Origin of the sequence: Pseudomonas sediminis (assembly GCF_002741105.1) — a bacterium.
In the GTDB taxonomy this organism is placed as follows: domain Bacteria; phylum Pseudomonadota; class Gammaproteobacteria; order Pseudomonadales; family Pseudomonadaceae; genus Aquipseudomonas; species Aquipseudomonas sediminis.
The window spans coordinates 450271-469158 of the sequence record NZ_NIQU01000001.1 but is presented as its reverse complement, the minus strand read 5'-3'; the positions used below and the strand labels follow the sequence as shown (position 1 = coordinate 469158).

The 18888-nt window shown below is 63.3% G+C and carries 15 protein-coding genes; 5 read left to right on the top strand and 10 right to left on the bottom strand.

All coding sequences use genetic code 11. From position 1 onward, the window contains the following. Nucleotides 1-3: 3 nt before the first annotated feature. The 9 genes from CDO35_RS02310 to yaaA all read right to left on the bottom strand — a co-directional run bounded on the left by CDO35_RS02310 (nt 4) and on the right by yaaA (nt 12696). Nucleotides 4-1077, bottom strand: a complete 1074-nt coding sequence (locus CDO35_RS02310) for a mannuronate-specific alginate lyase (RefSeq protein WP_099522387.1) — start codon at nt 1075-1077, stop codon at nt 4-6. A 10-nt stretch (nt 1078-1087) separates the two neighbouring features. Then, nucleotides 1088-2509, bottom strand: coding sequence for an alginate O-acetyltransferase (locus tag CDO35_RS02305; RefSeq protein WP_099522386.1), 1422 nt, complete (start codon nt 2507-2509; stop codon nt 1088-1090). An 11-nt stretch (nt 2510-2520) separates the two neighbouring features. Beyond that, nucleotides 2521-4056, bottom strand: coding sequence for a mannuronan 5-epimerase AlgG (gene algG, locus CDO35_RS02300; RefSeq protein WP_099522385.1), 1536 nt, complete (start codon nt 4054-4056; stop codon nt 2521-2523). Nucleotides 4057-4067: 11 nt separating this feature from the next. Continuing rightward, nucleotides 4068-5507, bottom strand: a complete 1440-nt coding sequence (locus CDO35_RS02295; protein WP_099522384.1) for an alginate export family protein — start codon at nt 5505-5507, stop codon at nt 4068-4070. A 14-nt stretch (nt 5508-5521) separates the two neighbouring features. Next, nucleotides 5522-6898 (bottom strand): alginate biosynthesis TPR repeat lipoprotein AlgK, encoded by a 1377-nt coding sequence (gene algK, locus CDO35_RS02290; RefSeq protein WP_099522383.1) that lies wholly within the window; start codon nt 6896-6898, stop codon nt 5522-5524. Nucleotides 6899-7175: 277 nt separating this feature from the next. Next, the gene (locus CDO35_RS02285; protein WP_099522382.1) at nt 7176-8339 is read right to left on the bottom strand and encodes an alginate biosynthesis protein Alg44; all 1164 of its coding nucleotides are present in this window, start codon (nt 8337-8339) and stop codon (nt 7176-7178) included. A 26-nt stretch (nt 8340-8365) separates the two neighbouring features. After that, on the bottom strand, nt 8366-9847 hold the full coding sequence (gene alg8 / locus CDO35_RS02280) for a mannuronan synthase (RefSeq protein WP_099522381.1): 1482 nt from the start codon (nt 9845-9847) through the stop codon (nt 8366-8368). A gap of 51 nt (nt 9848-9898) precedes the next feature. Further along, a complete protein-coding gene (gene algD / locus CDO35_RS02275; protein ID WP_099522380.1) occupies nt 9899-11209 on the bottom strand; it encodes a GDP-mannose 6-dehydrogenase in 1311 nt (436 codons plus the stop codon). A gap of 707 nt (nt 11210-11916) precedes the next feature. After that, entirely contained in the window at nt 11917-12696 is a 780-nt protein-coding gene (gene yaaA / locus CDO35_RS02270; RefSeq protein ID WP_099522379.1) for a peroxide stress protein YaaA, read from the bottom strand. A gap of 640 nt (nt 12697-13336) precedes the next feature. Here yaaA and CDO35_RS02265 point away from each other — a divergent pair. The 4 genes from CDO35_RS02265 to moaE all read left to right on the top strand — a co-directional run bounded on the left by CDO35_RS02265 (nt 13337) and on the right by moaE (nt 16250). Beyond that, nucleotides 13337-14728 carry a PhoH family protein gene (locus CDO35_RS02265; RefSeq protein WP_037005508.1) on the top strand — a complete coding sequence of 464 codons (1392 nt, stop codon included), beginning with the start codon at nt 13337-13339 and terminating at the stop codon, nt 14726-14728. Nucleotides 14729-14993: 265 nt separating this feature from the next. Continuing rightward, the gene (gene moaC / locus CDO35_RS02260) at nt 14994-15470 is read left to right on the top strand and encodes a cyclic pyranopterin monophosphate synthase MoaC (protein ID WP_099522378.1); all 477 of its coding nucleotides are present in this window, start codon (nt 14994-14996) and stop codon (nt 15468-15470) included. Beyond that, nucleotides 15467-15709: a MoaD/ThiS family protein gene (locus CDO35_RS02255; protein WP_099522377.1), complete on the top strand. Its 243-nt coding sequence runs from the start codon at nt 15467-15469 to the stop codon at nt 15707-15709. Before moaC ends, CDO35_RS02255 begins: the two co-directional genes overlap by 4 nt. Nucleotides 15710-15794: 85 nt before the next feature. Continuing rightward, nucleotides 15795-16250, top strand: a complete 456-nt coding sequence (gene moaE / locus CDO35_RS02250) for a molybdopterin synthase catalytic subunit MoaE (protein ID WP_099522376.1) — start codon at nt 15795-15797, stop codon at nt 16248-16250. Between the two features lie 103 nt (nt 16251-16353). On the opposite strand, the gene CDO35_RS22920 is transcribed toward moaE, so the two are convergent. Next, nucleotides 16354-16518 carry a hypothetical protein gene (locus CDO35_RS22920; protein ID WP_003459472.1) on the bottom strand — a complete coding sequence of 55 codons (165 nt, stop codon included), beginning with the start codon at nt 16516-16518 and terminating at the stop codon, nt 16354-16356. 173 nt (nt 16519-16691) lie between these two features. On the opposite strand from CDO35_RS22920, the gene CDO35_RS02245 reads away from it, so the two are divergent. Continuing rightward, nucleotides 16692-18617, top strand: coding sequence for a bifunctional metallophosphatase/5'-nucleotidase (locus CDO35_RS02245; RefSeq protein WP_099522375.1), 1926 nt, complete (start codon nt 16692-16694; stop codon nt 18615-18617). The last annotated feature ends 271 nt before the right edge of the window (nt 18618-18888 follow it).

Sequence of the window (18888 nt, the reverse complement as noted above, 5' to 3'; positions counted from 1 at the left end):
CTCCTACGGTTTTTCGAACACCTGGGTCACCTCGCCACCGAGGCGGAAGCTGTTGAACGGCCCCATCTCCTGGTTCAGTTCGCGGGTCTCTTCACTGCAGGCGTAGAGGCTGCAGTAAGGCGCCAGCCAGGCGTACTTGAAGTCCTTGCGCAGCTCGCTCATGTCCTGCTTGGAGCCGGTGCGCTGGGCGAACGCAGCCGGGTCGCGCGCACCTTGCAGTACGCGTTCGGCCAGGCGCTGCAGGGCGCCATGGTTCTCGCCGCGCAGGTCGACTGCATTGGCCTCGGCGAACGCGGCGATCATCGCCAGCGGCGGCAGGGCGTAGTTGTGGTAGGCCAGGGCGCGCTGGCTACGGCGCATCTCGTTGGCCAGGTAGCCTTCGTCATCGACCTGATTGGCGGCGATGCGGAATTGACTGACGGACCAGTCGAACAGGTCGCGGCGATCATCGATGACCGCCACCGCCATCACCGACCAGGCGGCCCAGTAGCTGTGGTTGTTGATCTTGCGCAGCGGCAGGTCGCTCCACTCGCGTACCGTGTGTTCGGCCAGGCGGGTGAACCAGGCCTCGATGCGTGCGCTTTGCTGCGGGTAGGCGGCCAGTGGCTGCGACTCGGAAAACTTCAGGCGCAGCCAGGCGCCGGCCAGGCTGCCGAGCGCCCATTTGCGCATCGACTTGCCGGTGTGGTTGAACTGCTCGGACTCCAGCGCATCGGCACTGGCCCACTGGTCGAGCCATTCGATGGCGCATTCCAGGCGCTCCGGCTGACCGGTGCGCATGTAGCTGGTGATCATCCGCCCGCCTTCCTTCTCCAGGCGGACGATGCCCTCGGTCTGCTTGCGGAAGTTCTTCTCCGCCTGGCGGTTGAGCGTGGCGCGCGCCTTGTCGGAGCCCTCGTACTTGCTGGTGAACTGCAGCTCTCCGGTATACGGCTGCGGCACCGCCGGGCAGGCGGGCGCCTTGCCGTCGCGCTGGCCGACGGCGGCGTAGTAGCCCGCGGGCGGTTGCAGTTCGGCAAAGGCCGGGCCGCTGAGCAGCACGGCCATCAGGGTCAAGGGAGCGAGTCGTATGGGCATGGTGGCCTCCTCAGTCGTGCCGCGCGACTTGCTGGCTAGTGCCGCTCGGGCGCTGGCACAGGCTGGCCTGGACTTTCAGGTCGTCGGCGCTGTCTTCGGGCTTCTGGATTTCCAGGGCGAAGAAGTTCTGTTCACCCCAGCCCGGCTCGTCGCGCAACTCGACGGTGAAACGCCCGTCGGTATCGACGGTGTTGGGTTTCTCCAGCTTGAGCTGTTCGCGGCGGCCGTTGAGGTACCAGATGGTGGCGTCGACGCGCTTGACCGCAGGGTCGCTGAAGCGCAGGTCGAGCTGGTGGCGATTGCCGGCCAGGGTCAGCAGCTTGTTCTCGCCATTGACGAGGATTTCGTTGCTGCCCGGATGCAGGCGCTTCTCGCTGGCGAGCACCTCGGTCTGGCCGCTGCAGCCGTTGCTCAGGCTGGCCATCAGCTGGCGGTGGATACGGTCGGAAGCCAGGTCGTAGAGCGGCGAGAACTCCCAGATCAGAACCTGCGGTGGGTCGTTCTGGAAGGCATCGCTGGCCAGATACTCGAGCATCGCGCCTTCCAGGCCGCCGCCTGGGAAGGCAGCGTTGAGCACGTCGGTGCCCAGGTACTCTTCGAGAAAACCGCCGAAGTTGTAGTTCTTGCCGCTGTGGCTGGTGCCGACCAGGGTGATCTTCGGGCTGCTCTCGTCGCCGAACAGCGCGTCGCCATCGCTGGCGTCCTTCGGTTCGGTGATGAACTGATCGACGTATTGCACCGCGTAGCCGGTGCCGCACAGCTGGCTGGCGACGTTCTGCATGGTGCCGGTCTTGCCCATCAGGCCGATGCGTTCGGTGACGAATTCCTTCTGCGGAATATCTTCGAAACCGGGGATGCGCTTGACCGTCTCTGCCACCAGGCGTGCGGTGCGCTCGGCGCCGTAGGGCGTCCAGTGCTGGTCGCGGCGGAAGTAGAACTCTTTGTCGCTGTCTTCGTCGGTCAGCGGCGTCAGGTCCGGCACCCAGATACCCAGCTGTTCGAAGCGGCTCAGCGCCTGGCGGTAGTTGCGCAGCGCCTTGTCGTAGTCGAAGCGCTGGTAGTCGGCGGGCGACAGCTTGTTGCGATTGACCAGGCCGCGGGTCGGTTGGTAGACCACCACCAGCTCCACGCCGCGTTGTTTGAGGCCGTCACGCAGCTCCTTGAGGCGCTGGTAGCCGACTTCACTGGTGCCGAATTCGGTGCGCAGGTCTTCGACGCTTCGAAACAGCCAGCCTTCCTCGGCATCGAGCAGGGTGACGAAGTTCTTCATGTAGTTGGTGGTGTAGCGGCTGGCGTCGTGCGCAGCCGGGCACAGCGAGCAGCAGTCTTCGACCTGATACTGCGGCGCCTGGCGCTCTTGCGCCTGCAGTGCGGTGCTGGCCAGGGCACAGGCCACGGCCAGGGAAAGGGATTTGAAGGGTGATGGGATCATCGTTGGCCTCATCAATTGGTCAGTTTCTCGGGCTCGATCGGATCGATCAGCACGGGTAGGCGCTGGCGCACCATGAGGTCGAGGATTTCGTCCTGTTTTTCGCCGAGGATGCCGGCGAGCTGGATGCCGCTGCTCTTGCGCGGGGCAAGCATCTTCACGCGGTACAGCTCGACCGATAGCGGCGAGTCGATGTTGATCGGGCTGGAGCCGTTGCCGGCCAGGGTGCCGCCGACGATGATCATCGAGATCTTGGTATCGAACGGGTCGAGGTCCAGGTCGCGGTCGGTGTCGGACAGGTCCTTGATGTGGCCGTACACGCCGGTCAGTTGGTTCATCGCCGAGAGGTTGTCGTACAGGCGAATGTTCTCGCTGTTGCGGATGCGGATGCCATGGCGCTGGTTGCGCAGCACCTGGTTGCCCCACAGCAGGTTGTCGCCGCTTTCGTACAGGGTGATGCCGTCGGCATGGTTGCCGTGCACGCGGTTGTAAGCGATCAGGTTGTGCTCGCTGCTACGGTCGATAACGATGCCGGAGAGCTTGTTGTCGTAGCTCTCGTTATTGATGATCCAGCTGTCGTTGACCTCGCGCGAGATGATGATGCCGTGCTTCTTCTTGGTACCGAACACGGTGTTCTCAGCGATGATCAGACCGTGCGAGCGGTCGTGCGGGTCGATGCCGTAGATGATGTTGTCGCGGTAGGTGTTGCCCTTGATCACCACGTTCTGCGCTTCGTAGCAGTAGAAGCCGTACCAGTGATCGACGAACTCGGAATCGATCAGCCAGCCGGTCGGCTCTTCACGTTGCAGGCGCTCGTGCATGCTCGGTGTGTACTGGGTGATCGACACGCCGTAGGACTTGGAATTGTCGTAGCCCAGGCTGGTCAGCACGCTGCTGGCGATATACAGCTCGCTGCCGCCCCAGGACACCAGAAACGGGCGGAACTCCTTGCCGTTGTCGCGCATGGTCGCCGGGCCGTTGTCGGCCTCGCGCCAGGCGGTGACGCGGGTGTCGGTGAGGAACATCTGGCCATCGTTGACCAGGAACGAACCGCGCTCCTGCGACAGGCGCAGCTCGCGGGTTTCCTTGCCCACGTGCAGCGTCGCGCCCTCGGCGACGACGATGGGCAGGCGAGCGATGTACACGCCCGGCTCCTGCTCGGCGAACTGGCTGTCAGGCAGCGCCTTGGCCAGATCCTGAGCGGTGACCAGGCCACCCTCGATGAAGATCGCCTGGGGCATGCCCTGCTGGCGTTTGATCCACTCGCGCAGGCGCTCGTTGCCACCGGTGAAATCCTTCAGCGCGTCCTGGCGCAGCATGCGCCGCACCACCACCTGACCGCGTTGTTCACGCGGAATCTTGGCCAGCACGGCCTCCTTGGTGTAGCCGGACAGGTCCGGCAGTTTGGGCGCTTCCATATGCAGTTCGTCCGCCGGGGCGCTGCGCACGCGGTAGTCGAACTGGTGCTGTGTCGGGTTGGCCTGGGCCAGGGGCGCGGTGAGGCACAGCGCGCCGAGCAGCAGGGGTAGGGCTAAGCCGTTGGGTTGCATGGTCCGATCCCTCAGAAGCGCCAGATGAAGTCGACGAAGGCGCGGTGCATCACCGAATCGGTGCCGCTGCCGTAGGCGTCGCCCGGCAGGAACACGCCGGCGCGCAGGCGTACCAGGGCCGAGCGATCATCCAGTTGTTCGGCGACGGTAGCCGGCAGCAGGCCCTGCTTGAAGTAGCGGGTCAGCACCAGGTCGACTTCCTGGCCGATGTCTTTCTCGCCCGCTACCAGCGGTGCGGTGATGCCGCTGTCGCCGACGTCCTGATCGCCATCGACACGCCAGAAACGGTGATAGACGACGCTGGCGTCGTAGTCCTCGCCCAACTGCCAGGAGCTGAACGCACTGGCCACCTGCAGGTTCGACAGTTCACCGCGGAAGGCCTCGCCGTAACGGTGCAGGCGCGATTCGACGCCGGTGAAGTTGGCGCGGTTGCTGTGCAGGCCGGTCTGCATGAACTGGCGCGACTTGCCTTCATCGCCGCCACCGCTGCCACGGGCATAGGCGGCGCCGATCTTCCAGTTGTCGTCGAGGCTGTAGCGCAGGCCAAGGTCCATCGCCCAGGCGTCGACATCCTGGCTACGCGAGCCGGTGGCGATGCGGTCGTTGCCGACCACTTCCTGCTGCAACTGCTCGGTATCGCCCTGCAGCCAGGTCAGCTGCGCCCAGTAGTTGAGGCGATTGCGCGAATTGCGCTCGAAGAAGCCACCGTCGGCATGCAGGCCGAACCAGGTCAGGTCGCCGGTGTAGCGCTTGCTCAGTTCGTCGACACGCTCGCCAGGATTGGCCAGACGGCCGTCGTCGCGGCTGTGGTGCAGCTTGGCGCCGATGCGGTGGCCGGGCGTCCACTGGTAGTCGAGGCCGGCGAAGAAGTGCTGGCGATCTTCGTCTTCGGGCGCCAGGTCGTCGAGATCGGTGCGGTAGTCGGAGAAGCGCTCGGCAACGCCGACCGTGGCTTGCAGCAGGGTGGTGTCGAAGCGCCAGTTGACCGCTTCGATGTTGGTGTCCCACCAGGTGCCTTCGTCACTGCGCAGGCGCTGACGACCGACGCGCAGGTGCTCGCCGGGGTAGGCGGTGAGGCCGGCGTAGTCGACCCAGAACTCGCGCATGGCCAGGTAGCTCTTGTCCGGCTGGCGTGCGTCGCTGCGTTGTTCGCTGCCTTCGCCGTCGTCCTGCAGCGGGTCGGTTTCGATGGTGTCGGTGGCGGTAACCGCCTGGCCCATGGCGAAGGCGCTCCAGTCGCCACGTTCGCCGTAGACCCAGGGGCGCAGGTCGAGGCCGAGACCGTTGACGTCGCCACCCTCACGGGTGCCGAGGTCGCGGTCGTCTTCCGATTGCGCGGTGATCTTCACATCCAGGCCGAAATTCTTCGGCGCATCCGCCGCCCAGGCAGCGCTCGCGGCCAGCAGACTGGCGCTCAGACCCAGCTGGCTGACGATTTTGTTCAACTGCATGCGTGCATCCTTGTTCATGGCTGGCTGACCTGCAGGGCGGCCTGCTGCTGCAGGACGATGCCGCGGGCATCACGCTCCTCGCGCAGCAGGCGTTGGCCCTCGGCCAGTTGTGCCGGGGTCAGGCTCTCGGCCACTTCATGCGCCAGCTCGAAGGTCGGCGGCGTGTTGCGCGGCAGGGCCAGTTGACTGAATACGTAGGCGTTGACCGGGTTGGGCTTGACCCCACGGCCCTGGCTGAACATCTGCGCGAGGACGAAGTCGGCGCTGAGCTGGCCGGCGCGGGCAGCGCTGAGCAGGTGGTCGAGCGCCTGCTGGGCGTAGACCTCGCCGAGGTAGCCGCGCAGGTAGATCTGCCCCAGGTAGTAATTGGCGCTGGGTTCGCTGGGCGCGGCCTTGCGCAGGTGTTCTTCGGCTTTCTTCGGCTCCTGCGGCAGTAGCTTGCCTTCGTAGTACAGGCGTCCGAGCAGCAGCTCGGCGCGCGGCAGGGCTGCGGCACGGCCCTTGTCCAGATAACCAAGCAGGGTTTCGGTATCGCCCTGGCCCGGATAGTCGTAGAGCAGACGCGCGAGGCTGACCCAGGCGGCGGGATAGTCCGGCGCGATGGCTTCGAGCAGGTCCTGGGCGAGCTGGGGTTGCGGCTGGCCGAGCTCAGGGTCGCTGAGTACCTGGGCCACGGAGTCGACCTGGTTGGGCGAAACAGTGCCGGCGCGATAACCCGCCAGCAGTTGCTCGATCAGCGCCTGACGGTCGTCTTCGCGGTTCTGCTTCTGGTACACGGTGGCCAGCTCGGCGTAGCAGGCGTCGTTGCTGGCCAGGCGTGCCTGGCAGATACGCTCGATCTCGCCCAGGTGCTGATCGTAGGTGCCATCGGTGCGGTACAGAAGAATCTGCGCCAGTTCTGCCTGGGGCAGACCCTGCTGGCGCCAGTCTTGGATACGTTGCGCAAGGTTCATGGCGGGGAAGTCCTGTGGGTAGAACAGGTAGAGTTCGGTCAGCGGCAGCAGCGCACTGGGCTCGTGAGCCTGCGCTGCGCTCTCCAGCAGCTCGGCGGCCTCCTGGCGCTCGGCCAGGCTGCTGCCGGGCTTGCGCGCCAGCAGCTTGCCGAGGCGCGCCTTGGCGCGCGGTGAGCCGTCGAGGGCCTGACGGTAGATACGCTCGGCCTCATCCAGATCCTGGGTCTGGCCATTGGCGGCGTAGATGTCGGCCAGGCCGATCTGCGCGTCGCTGTAGCCCATTTCGGCGAGCTGGCGGAAATGCCATTCGGCCGTCTGCTGGTCGCCGCTCTGCAGGGCTTCGCGCGCCAGGCGCTCATCCGGCAGACCGGCGCAACCGGCCAGCGTGGCGCTGACGGCGAGGCCGAGCAGGGCAGGGCGAAGAAGGGGCATGCTCACGGCGATCTCCGTAGGGTCTGTTGATGTTTCATCGCGAGTCGCGTTGCTGCGCCAAATGTCGCCAGGCAAGGCGTGGAGCGCCGGTAATGGTCGTCCCCTTGCCAAGCTCCGCAACGCAGCCTGGCGACATTTGCCGCGCAACCCGTAAGGGCCGGGCCAGTTTTTGCGCGGCGCTGTGTTATTCGTCGTTCATTTGGAATAACCAAACTTCTCTCCTCATGCCTTGCTCCGCGCAAAAACTGGCTCCGGCGCGGCCGCGATTAAACGTCAACAGACCCTATCGACCTGCCGCGACAGCGCGGTCGACCAGCCAGCCCAGCGACGGGCCACGGTCGATCACCACATCCACCGGCTGACCGGCGAGGCTGGCCGGCAGGGTGTCCTGCGGCTTGATCACCACGCGGATGTCCGAGCTCAGGCCGCCGTCATGCAGTGCGCTGCTGACGATCTCGCCGCGACGCGACTGGTCTTCGCCGGCCACCTTGAAGGTCACCGGGGTGCCGGGACGAGCCTGCTCCAGGTGGCGATAAGGGAAGCTGGCGGCGACGGTTGCCACGCCATCCTGCGGCACCAGTTCGAAGATAACGTCGCCCTTGCTGGCGAACTGACCGTCGGCCACCAGTTGGCGGGAGATCTTGCAGTTGCACGGGCTGGTCAGGGTGCCCTGCATCTCGCGGGCGAACAGCGCTTCGATCTGGCTCGGCTCGAGCTGATCGTCGCCCAGGTGGCCCTTGAGCATTTCCAGCATGCTGGTGGTGAAGGTGGCGATCGGTGCGCCTTTCTCGACGATGCCATCGGGCTGCGCCAGGCTCTGCACGCTGCCCTCGCGTGGCATGGTCACCTGCAGCGCCGGCAGGCTGATCTGCGCCGATTGCGCGTGGGTGACGAAGTACAGGCCGTAGATCGACTTGCCGATGTAACCGAAGGCGGCCAGGCCGACGAGGAAGATCGCACCGCTGAAAGTCACGGCGCGCAGGCGGCCGAACATGCCCATGCCTCCGGCTGCGCCACTCTTGCGTGCCTTGGTGAAGTTGTCGCGCTGCAGGATGTGCAGCACCTCACCGACATTGACCAGCTCACCGGCCAGGTGCGCGCTGATCAGATGGCGCAGGGCTGCAGCTTCACGCGCACCGATGTTGTGGAACTGGCAGCCAACGCGGTTTTGCTCGGACTGCACGGCATTGACCTGGAATTCCACGTCCAGCCCCAGCACCAGGCTGTCGAGCTGGAACTGCAACTGGCCGCGATGAAAATCACCGACCTTGTGCGTGGTCTTCTCGTTGGTGAAGCTGAAGCCGCCGGCAGAGACATCCTGCAGGCGTGCGTCGATGCGTTCGCCCTTGGCATTGGTAAAGCGCAAGCGTCCTGGCAGCTTGACACGGGCATGCTGGCGCTGGGCCTCGGACTCATGGACGACGTTGTGATTGGCGACGGAGTTCATGGTGGCTAATTCCTATTCGAGTACGGTCACACCAGCGCCAGCAGCGCGGCGATGAAGACAGAGGCGGCAGAGAAGGTCATGGCACGCGACGACCAGCTGTTGAACCAGTTGGCGAAGCTGGACAGGCCGCGGTTGAGCTTGGTGTTTTGGCGCGTCCAGGATTGCTGGTCGAGGCGGAAGAACACGTAGATCTTCACCAGCGCGCCAACGATCTGGTTGTAATAGAGCAGCACCGGGTAGGCCGGGCCGATGCGGTGGCCGGAGCACATCAGCAGCAGCGTCAAGATCAGCCGCGTGCTGCCGATCCACAGCAGGTAGATCAGCAGGTACATCAGGCTGTACTTGATGCTGGCGATGATCGCTACGGATAGGCCCAGCAGGCAGGTCCACATCGACACACGCTGGTCGAACAGCACCAGACTGGTGAAGGCGCCGAGGCGGCCCATGCCCAGACGCAGGGCGCGCGAGTTCTGCCGCAGGTTGTTGCCGTACCAGCGGAACATCAGCTTGCGGCTGGCCTTGATGAAACTCTTCTCCGGCGGGTGCTCGACCGTGTTGATCGCCGCATCCGGCACGTAGAAGGTGTCGTAGCCCAGGCGCATCAGGCTGTACCAGCTGGACTTGTCGTCACCGGTGAGGAACTGGAAGCGCCCCAGGCGCCAGTGTTCCAGGTGATCGCTTTCCACATCGCGGATGAACTCGGGGTCGGTCACCACGCTGGCGCGGAATACCGACATGCGCCCGGTCATGGTCAGCACGCGTTTGGAGAGCGCCATCGAGCACATGTTGAGGTGGCGCTGAGCGAAGCGCAGCTTGTGCCACTCGCTCATCAGGTAGCTGCCGCGTACCTCGCAGAACTCGTTGGTGGTCAGCCCGCCGACGTTGGGGAAGAGCTTGAACCAGGGCACGGTCTTGATCACCACGCCCGGCTCGAGCACGGTATCGCCGTCGATAACCGCCACCACCGCATCCCGGTCCGGCATCTGCCGGGAAATGGCGCGGAAACCATAGGCCAGACCATCACGCTTGCCGGTGCCGGGGATGCGTACGATGTCCAGGGTGACATGCGCCGGCGGCTCGGCCTGAGCCCAGAGGTTCTTGATCAGCAACTCGTCGGAGAGCTCGACGATCGAGCACACCACGGTGCAGGAATACCCGCAGTCGATGGCTTCGCGAATCACCGAGCGGTAGACCATGGCGGTGGTCAGTGCCTCGATGCGAAAGCTGGTGACCAGCAGGAACACATGAGAGGGGTCGGCGTCCTTGCCGAGTTTTGTAACCTTGCGGCGATACCAGGGGTACACCAGGTAAAGGAACAGGCAGCCGCGCACGAAGTGCATGGCGCCCATGGAATAGCGCCAGATGCCGACGATGCCGATGAGCAGGATGAAGTCCCGCGCTTCGGGGTCGAACACCGTGCGTGGCAGGGCCAGTGCCAGCAGCATCAGCAGGCTGAGATAGAGCATCCAGCCGCTGGCTTGGTTGAGGCCGTTCTTGAGCTTGTCCATATGCGTCTCCGAGTACCTGCGCGCGCTGGGCGCGCAGGTCCGTTCGGGTCCTTACCAGCAGATGCCTTCGGCCACGCCATTGCTGGCGTGGGGCATGAAGCCGACCAGGTCGATCACCCGCTTGCCGCTCGGCGCCTGCTCAGCCAGCTTGGCGAAACGCTCGTCGCTGTTGCCCAGGACGATGATGTCGGCCTTGGCCACGACGTCTTCGAGGTCGCTGTTGAGCAGCGAGGAAACGTGCGGGATCTTCGACTCGATGTATTCCTTGTTGGCCCCGTGGACACGGGCGTATTCGACGTTGCGGTCGTAGATGCTCAGGTCGAAACCCTTGCCGATGAGCATTTCCGCCAGTTCCACCTGCGGGCTTTCACGCAGGTCATCGGTGCCGGCCTTGAAGCTCAGGCCGAGCAGGGCGACCTTGCGCGAATCCTGGCTGGCGATGATGTCGAAGGCCTTCTGCACCTGGGCGGCGTTGCTGCGCATCAGCGAGCCGATCAGCGGGGCTTCCACGTCCAGGCTGCCGGCGCGGTAGTTCAGCGCGCGTACGTCCTTGGGCAGGCAGGAGCCGCCAAAGGCGAAGCCGGGCTTCATGTAGTACTTGGAGAGGTTCAGCTTGTGGTCCTGGCAGACCACGTCCATCACCTCGCGGCCATCGACGCCGACGGCCTTGGCGATGTTGCCGATCTCGTTGGCGAAGGTGACCTTGGCGGCGTGCCAGACGTTGCAGGTGTACTTGATCATCTCGGCGACTTCGATGTCCTTGCGGATGATCGGCGCGTCGAGCTCGCTGTAGATGCTTTCCAGCAGGTCGCCGGAGGCTTTGTCCAGCTCACCGATGACGGTCATCGGGGGGAAATCGTAGTCCTTGATCGCGGTGCTCTCGCGCAGGAACTCGGGGTTCACCGCCAGGCCGAAGTCGACGCCAGCCTTCTTGCCCGAGCAGTCTTCGAGAATCGGCAGTACCACGTTCTTCGCGGTGCCCGGCAGTACGGTGCTGCGAACCACTACGGTGTGGCGCTCTTTCTTGTCGCGCATGGCGAAACCGATCTCGCGGCACACGCCTTCGATGTAGTTCAGTTCAAGGTCGCCGTTCTTCTTGCTCGGCGTACCGACGCAGATGAACGACACATCGCTTTCCAGAACGGCAGCGGCAACGTCGGTGGTGCCACGCAGGCGGCCCTGACGCAGACCTTGTTGCAGCAGTTCTTCCAGGCCCGGTTCAACGATGGGCGATTTGCCGTTATTGATCAGGTCGATCTTGTTCGCGGAGATATCCACGCCAATCACGTCGTGACCTCGTGCCGACAAACAGCCGGCACAAACGGCACCTACATAACCCAAACCAAAGATACTGATTCGCATGGTATTAACCTCGTCCGTTTGATGCAGTTTTAAATACTGGCCTTATGGCCAAAACTCGTCCGTGAACTCACCGTTTTAATAGGTTTGAGTTCATTCAGGCATAAGTAGAGTGGGCGCCGGAAGTGGCACCAAGTGCGGGCCTTTATATTGAAGGCTGGCCCTTTGATGTTGTCGCTGTCGCCTCGCTTGAGGCCTCTATATCGGTACTGTGGCGGGTTGCCATCTCTCCCTTTGACGCGCACAAACTTTCTTTTGGGTGAAACTGTTCGGCGAAAATTAATTCGCTATCTGGCAGGTTCAAGTGTTCAGAAAGTTATGTATTGAAATGTGTTACGGGCTGTATGAGTGGCTGCCCTTTCGGATAGTTCCTACCGTTCGTCCTGAAGCTGAACCGGAGCTGAACGGCTAATTTGATTGCAATATAATGGCAAGTTGCAAAATGCATGATGGCAATATGTTCATTAATATGCTTGAAACTATCGGATAACTAAGCCGTGCAATAAGTTCTCAAAGAGGTGCAGTTGCGCTGAAAGTGTGACGCCAAACAGGTTTTCAGGTGCAGGCCTGTGGTCGCAGGAACCACGGGCAAGCGCAACGCTCGCGCTGCAGCGAAGCGGCAGGCGAGAGAGAGGCGGGAGTGAGCAAGCGCAGCGGCCAAGCCCATGCGACAACCGATGAGCGGTGCATGGGCTTGGCTGGAGGAGGGGTCAGTCTTGCGGCTGGTCGCGCAGGAAAACCAGGCTGTCGGCCTTGGAGTGCTCGGCCGAATAACGGTAGCCCTGATAGTTGAAGTCCTTCAGGCCTTCAGGGTTGGTCAGGCGCTCCTTGATCACGTAGCGCGCCATCAGGCCGCGGGCCTTCTTGGCGTAGAAGCTGATGATCTTGTACTGGCCGTTCTTCAGGTCCTTGAACTCGGTGTCGATGAGACGTGCGTTCAGCGCCTTGCGTTTGACCGCGCCGAAGTACTCATTCGAAGCCAGGTTGAGCAGCACGTCATCGCCTTGGGCCGCCAGCGCTTCGTTGAGCCAGCCGCTGATGCGCTCGCCCCAGAAGGCGTACAGATCCTTGCCGCGGCCGTTGGCCAGTTTGGTGCCCATTTCCAGGCGGTAGGCCTGCATCAGGTCCAGCGGGCGCAGCACACCGTACAGGCCGGAAAGCATGCGCAGGTGGCTCTGGGCGAAATCGAAGTCGTCCTCGGAAAAATCCTCGGCGTTCAGGCCGGTGTAGACGTCGCCCTTGAACGCCAACAGCGCCTGCTTGGCGTTGGACGGGTTGAACGGCCGCTCCCAGCTACCGAAGCGCGCGGCGTTGAGGCCGGCGAGCTTGTCCGACAGGCCCATCAGTTCGGCGATCTGCGCAGGGCTGAAATCGCGCAGTTGGGCGATCAGTTCCTGGGCGTGGTCGAGGTGTTCGGGTTGGGTGAAGCGCGGGGTGGCGGGTGGCGTCTCGTAGTCGAGGGTCTTGGCCGGTGAAATCACCATCAGCATGTGCGGAATCTCCAGAAAGCGTGACGGCGATTCTAGCAGGCCGTTGAAAAACGTAGGCGAGGCAGCCAGTGCAAGGCAAAAACAGGCGAAAAAGCGGAGTTTACGAGTTGTAAATGAGCATTTTGAGCCTGTTTTTAACGCAGTAATGGCAACGCAGGTAGTTTTTCAACAGCCTGCTAGAGGGCAGGGAAGCGGCAAGACCACTTATCGGGACGATTGAGAGGAACCGAGGCGCTGCCGTTGTAGGAGCGAGCTCTGCTCGCGAAGCGGTTGCCAGCAATGAGCAGGGGCGAAGCGTTACCTGCACCTGATTGGCGCGGCATGCTGCAAGAGGGGGCGGGTAAGAGAGGGGAGTTGCAGCAGGTAGGACTTCGGACTGTAACGGGGTGCTGGCGGCTCGCCAAGCACTATCTGTCGCGTCTGCAAATAAACCTGCATGACGATAAAAAAACGTTTTTCTGTCATGTGAATTGGAGTAATAAAAAAGCAAGACCGCCGAAACCTGCATACAGGTGGCGGCCATTGGCCCTCACCTTGCTTGCCACCTTTCGGCCCCGACCTGAAAAAGTCGGCGGTCTCTGTCCGGCGCAGCACCGCCCAGGTATTGCGTCGCCTGGCTACTACAAGAAGGTGACCGAGTATGGATGACCACGGACGCTCCAAGCCCACCGCTCCAACCCTCTACGCCCTCGACACCAATGTTCTGATCCACGATCCCAACGCCTTGCTCAACTTCGAAGAACACCACGTCGCCATCCCGATGACGGTGTTGGAGGAACTCGACAAACTGAAATCCGGCAAGCATGGCGTTGCCGCCGAATGTCGCCAGGCCATCCGCCTGATCGATCAGATTCTCGCCGGTGCCGAACCTGAGGACGTCGAGTACGGGGTACCCATCCAGCGCGGCAAGAGCGGCCCCTGCGGTCGTCTTTCCATCCTTATGAGTAAAAGTGCGGCGCCGGTGACCTGGCTGCCGGAAAACCTCAACGACAACAAGATCATCAACCAGTTGGTGGAGCTGAAGTCGCGCAACCCCGGCCTGTCCGTGGTGCTGGTGACCAAGGACATCAACATGCGCCTGAAGGCGCGCGCTTGCGGGATCGACGCCGAGGACTATCACACCGACCAACTGGTCGATGACGTCTCGCTGCTGTCGAAGGGGTATCACGACATGCCCGGCTCGTTCTGGGATCGCGTGAGCAAGGTCGACACCCGTCAGGACCATGGCCGTACCTGGCACCGCGTGCAACTGACCGACAACCTGCCTGCGGTGCACGTCAACGAGTTCATCCTCGATGAACAGGGCTTCGTCGGCTGGATCAAGGCGATCAAGGGCGATGAACTGGTGATTCTCGACATGCACCAGGAACCGCTGCTGCACCAGGAAGCCTGGGGCCTCAAGCCGCGCGACATCCATCAGGCGCTGGCGCTATTCGCGCTGCTCGATCCGGACATTCACCTGGTCAACCTATCCGGCGCCGCCGGCTCGGGCAAAACCATACTGGCGCTGGCCGCGGCCATCGAGCAGACCATGGTCAGCAAGCGCTACCGCAGGATCATCGCCACCCGCAGCGTGCAGGGGCTGGATCAGGAGATCGGCTTTCTGCCCGGCACCGAGGCGGAGAAGATGGAGCCCTGGCTCGGCGCGATTACCGACAACCTCGAAGCGCTGCATATGGAGGATGAGAGCACCCACGGCAGCGTCGACTACATCCTGCAAAAAGTGCCGCTGCAATTTAAGTCGCTGAACTACATCCGTGGGCGCAGCTTCCAGCAGAGCCTGATCCTCATCGATGAATGCCAGAACCTCACCCCGCACCAGATGAAGACCATCATCACCCGCGCCGGCAACGGCTCGAAGGTGGTGTGCCTGGGTAACCTGGCGCAGATCGACACCCCTTACCTATCCGCGCCCAGCTCGGGTCTGACCTATCTCACCGAACGCTTCAAGGACTTCCCGCACGGCGTGCACATCACCCTGCAAGGCGTACCGCGCTCGATCCTCGCGGAGTACGCGGAAACCCATATGTAACCCTACAGCTGTTAAACACTGGCGCCCCTGCTCGCAAGAGCAGGGGCGTTTTAGTCTGCATCAACGAATTTCTGCAGGTCCCGTGGGAGCGGCTTCAGCCGCGATGATCGCGGATAAATCCGCTGCTGCAGTTGTGTAGCCGAATCTAGTCAGTAGCCCGGATGAAATCCGGGGCGTTTTGCCGCTCTGGTCTTGGATTTCATCCGGGCTACGAAATCCTGACCTGCAGGTTTACAATCGGCCGATTCCCGCCAGGAGCTTTCCCGTGCTGACCCACCTCGATTCCCAAGGCCGCGCGCACATGGTCGACGTCACCGACAAGGCGACCACCTTCCGCGAAGCCACCGCAGAAGCGCGCGTGCGCATGCTACCCGCCACCCTGCAGATGATCGTTGCCGGTGAGCACCCCAAGGGCGACGTATTCGCCGTGGCACGTATCGCCGGCATCCAGGCCGCGAAGAAAACCAGCGACCTGATCCCCCTTTGCCACCCGCTGATGCTCACCGGCGTAAGGGTCGAGCTGCGCGCCGAAGGCGACGACAGCGTGCATATCACTGCCCGTTGCAAACTGTCCGGGCAAACCGGTGTCGAGATGGAAGCACTGACTGCCGCCAGCGTCGCCGCGCTGACCATCTATGACATGTGCAAGGCCGTGGATCGCGGCATGGTCATCGAGCAGGTACGCCTGCTGGAAAAGCTCGGCGGCAAGAGCGGTCACTACAAGCTGGAGGAACAAGCATGATCCGCGTGCAATACTTCGCCCGCTACCGTGAAGCCCTGGGCCGTGACGATGAACAACTGAGCGGCGACTTCGCCACCCTCGACGACGTGCGCCTGCATCTGGTGGCCCGTGGCGGCGAATGGGAAGTGCTGGGTGAGCAGAACCTGATGTGCGCGCGTAACCAGGAACTGTGCAGCCTCGACGAGCCGCTGACCGAAGGCGATGAAGTCGCCTTCTTCCCCACCGTCACCGGCGGTTGATGCAGGTACCGTAGGGTGGGCTTCAGCCCACCAATCTCTCCAAGCCGCCTGCTCTTGACCAGCGTCCTTTGCAAACGAGATCCCCATGACCATCCGCGTCCAAGCCCAACCCTTCGACCCCGGCAGCGAGCTCAACGCCCTGCATGCCGCCAACCTTGGCATCGGCGCGGTGGTCACCTTCGTCGGCTACGTGCGCGATTTCAATGATGGCCGCGAAGTCGGTGGCATGTTTCTCGAGCACTTTCCCGGCATGACCGAAAAGGCTCTGGGCAAGATCGCCGATGAGGCGCGCGAGCGCTGGCCGCTGCTGGGCATCGAGATCATCCATCGCATCGGTCGTCTGGAGCCTGGCGAACCCATCGTCTTCGTCGGCACCAGCAGCGCCCACCGCCAGGCGTCGTTCGATGCCTGCAATTTCATCATGGATTACTTGAAAACCCGCGCGCCGTTCTGGAAGAAGGAAGACACCAGCCAAGGCCCGCGCTGGGTCGAAGGCCGCTGCAGCGACCAGAGCGCCGCCGAGCGTTGGCAGCGCCCGTAGGGTGCGCCGCGCGCACCGGCCCTTCGCTACACCGCGCTCGAATAGACAACGACATCATCAACATCGCTCGATGCGCATGGCGCACCCTACGGTGCCCTGAGCTCTACGCCAACGCCAGATGCACCCGCAACGCAATCGGCACCAGCATCAGCAATACGCCCAGGCCCAGCACGCGCACGCCCCATTCGTGCTCGCGGAAGTTGAAGCCGACGCCCAACAGCAGAAAGCCACCGATCAGTAGCATCAGCATCAGGTGATAGTGGTCCATGGCGCTTCTCCACGTTGCAGTCCTGATTACAGCTTAGTCTCGCCGCCTGGCTTGGGGGCTGATCTGGGGCAATGAATGCCTGACTCGATTGGCGACAAAGGGCGTCTCGATTGGTCGCTGTCTGGCGCCAGGGCCTGCCCCATACTGTGCGCAGTCATCGTCAAGGATCGTCCATGCGCCTGTTCCCCTCACTCCTGCTCGCCGGCCTGCTGGCCGCCACGCCGCTGGCCGCTGCCGAGCGCAGCTTCACCATCCTGCACAGCAACGACTGGCAGTCGCGCCTGCTCGGTTTCGGCCCCAACAACGAATACACCCCGGCGACGGTGAACGATGACGACACTGTTGGCGGCGTCGCGCGCCTGGCCACATTGTTGAACGAGCGCCGCGCGGCAGCCGGCGAAGAGCCTCTGTTGCTGCTCGACGGCGGCGACTTCACCATGGGTACTCTGTTTCACACCATCGCCCGCGAGATGGGCAGCGAACTGCGCCTGATGAGTGAGCTGGGCTACGACGCCGCAGTGATCGGCAACCACGAATTCGACTTCCGTCCGGCCGGGCTCGCCGCGATGATCAGCGCCGCGCACAAGGCCAAGGGCGATGCGCTGGTGCCGCTGTTATCGAGCAACATGCGTTTCGATCCGACCAGCAAGGCCGATGACAGCCTCCAGGCGCACGCCGACGCCGGACGCATCCTGCCGTACAAGCTGATCGAGCGCGGTGGCATCCGCTTCGGCCTGTTTGGCCTGCTCGGCAACGATGCCGTGGCCGTCAGCCCGATGATCAAGCCGCTGACCTTCGCCGACCCGGTCGCCACCGCCAGGGATACCGTGGCCAAGCTGCGCGAGGAGGGCGCCGAGGTGGTCATCCTGCTGTCGCATATGGGCGTTACCCAGCAGGCCGATGGCAGCTGGCGCGGCGAGGAAGTGGAGCTGGTCGAGCAGGTGCCGGGCATTGATATCGTCGTCGGCGGCCACTCGCACGTGGCCCTGCCGCAGCCGGTGCTGGTCAACGGACACACCCCGGTGGTGCAGGCCGGTTCGGAAATCCAGTACCTCGGCGAACTGCGCATGACCCTCGGCGACGACGGCGTGCCGCGTGTACGCGACTACCGCCTGCATCCGGTCAACGACAGCATCGCCGGCGATGCCGCCATCACCGCCAAGGTGGAAGACTTCAAGCAGGTGGTCAGCGAGCGCATGCTCACGCCCAAGGGCTACCGATTCGACCAGCCGCTGGCCAAAGTCGACCAGAGTCTGGGCCGTGATTTCACCGATCAGACCCTGGCCAACCTGGTGACCGATGCGCTGCGTCATGCCGTCGATGCCGACCTGGCGTTCACCGGCAACGGCACCATCCGCGATGACCTGCTCAAGGGCCGCAACGGCGTGCAGGACGTCTCCGACCTGTTTCGCATCGCCCCGCTGGGCATCGGCGAGTTCGACGACGAGCCCGGCTACCCGATGATCAAGGCCTATGTCAGCGCGCGCGAAATCAAGTCGCTGCTGGAAGTGCTGCTACTCGCCTATCAACTGCGTGACAGCCAGAGCTATTACCCGCGCGTTTCCGGCGTGCGCTTTACCTACAATCCCTGGCGCGTGCCGTTCGACCGCGTCAGCCGCATCGAGATCGGTGATGCGGTCAAGGGTTACCGCGACCTGGATCTCGACGACACGCGTCTCTACAGCATCGGCGCCACCAGCTACGTTGGCAGTTTCACCTGGCTGGTGCCGGAGTTGACCAAGGGCCTGCTCGACGTCATCCCCAAGGACGCCGAGGGCCGCCCATTGCCGCGTATCGAGGACGCCATCGTCGACCAGGACCCGGATAAAGAAGGCGTGCAGGAACTCAAGGAATGGCAGGTGTTGCTCGACCATATCCGCAGCCTGCCGGATCTCGACGGTGACGGCCTGGCCGACATTCCCACTACCGGCGCCGCGGCCGAAGCGCGCATGATCCGCGCGCCGAGCCTGCATCCGGCCGATATGTTCCGCCTGGCCGGGCCGATGCAATGGGGCACCAGTGCCGTGGTCCTGGCCGGCGTGCTGCTGATTCTCTGGCTGCTGAGCCGCCCGCTGCGCCGCCGCCGCAGTCAGCGTTGACGACCCTAGGGGGCGCCGCGCGTACCGGGAACGACGCGCTACTCGGCCTTCACACTCGCGCAACGCGCCCATAGTTTCCGGGTGCGCCGGCCTGAATGTCATGACTCCGTTGGCTTGGTGCGCATGGCGCACCCTAGGGTCCGCCACCTTGCCAAGCCTTGCGTGCCTCCGTATGGTGCAAAGCTGCCTGATTCGGAAGCTACGCAATGATCGCTCAGCACTGCCTGCTCGGTGACCGTGCTCAACCGTCCAACCCTCGCCCGGATAAAGG

Excerpts from the sequence above, each read along its gene's own strand:
- CDO35_RS02305 (WP_099522386.1), bottom strand. The coding sequence starts at position 2,509 with ATGATCCCATCACCCTTCAAATCCCTTTCCCTGGCCGTGGCCTGTGCC.
- algD (WP_099522380.1), bottom strand. The coding sequence starts at position 11,209 with ATGCGAATCAGTATCTTTGGTTTGGGTTATGTAGGTGCCGTTTGTGCC.
- algG (WP_099522385.1), bottom strand. The coding sequence starts at position 4,056 with ATGCAACCCAACGGCTTAGCCCTACCCCTGCTGCTCGGCGCGCTGTGC.
- alg8 (WP_099522381.1), bottom strand. The coding sequence starts at position 9,847 with ATGGACAAGCTCAAGAACGGCCTCAACCAAGCCAGCGGCTGGATGCTC.
- CDO35_RS02285 (WP_099522382.1), bottom strand. The coding sequence starts at position 8,339 with ATGAACTCCGTCGCCAATCACAACGTCGTCCATGAGTCCGAGGCCCAG.
- CDO35_RS22920 (WP_003459472.1), bottom strand. The coding sequence starts at position 16,518 with ATGGACCACTATCACCTGATGCTGATGCTACTGATCGGTGGCTTTCTG.
- moaE (WP_099522376.1), top strand. The coding sequence starts at position 15,795 with ATGACCATCCGCGTCCAAGCCCAACCCTTCGACCCCGGCAGCGAGCTC.
- CDO35_RS02245 (WP_099522375.1), top strand. The coding sequence starts at position 16,692 with ATGCGCCTGTTCCCCTCACTCCTGCTCGCCGGCCTGCTGGCCGCCACG.
- CDO35_RS02310 (WP_099522387.1), bottom strand. The coding sequence starts at position 1,077 with ATGCCCATACGACTCGCTCCCTTGACCCTGATGGCCGTGCTGCTCAGC.
- CDO35_RS02295 (WP_099522384.1), bottom strand. The coding sequence starts at position 5,507 with ATGCAGTTGAACAAAATCGTCAGCCAGCTGGGTCTGAGCGCCAGTCTG.
- CDO35_RS02255 (WP_099522377.1), top strand. The coding sequence starts at position 15,467 with ATGATCCGCGTGCAATACTTCGCCCGCTACCGTGAAGCCCTGGGCCGT.
- yaaA (WP_099522379.1), bottom strand. The coding sequence starts at position 12,696 with ATGCTGATGGTGATTTCACCGGCCAAGACCCTCGACTACGAGACGCCA.
- CDO35_RS02265 (WP_037005508.1), top strand. The coding sequence starts at position 13,337 with ATGGATGACCACGGACGCTCCAAGCCCACCGCTCCAACCCTCTACGCC.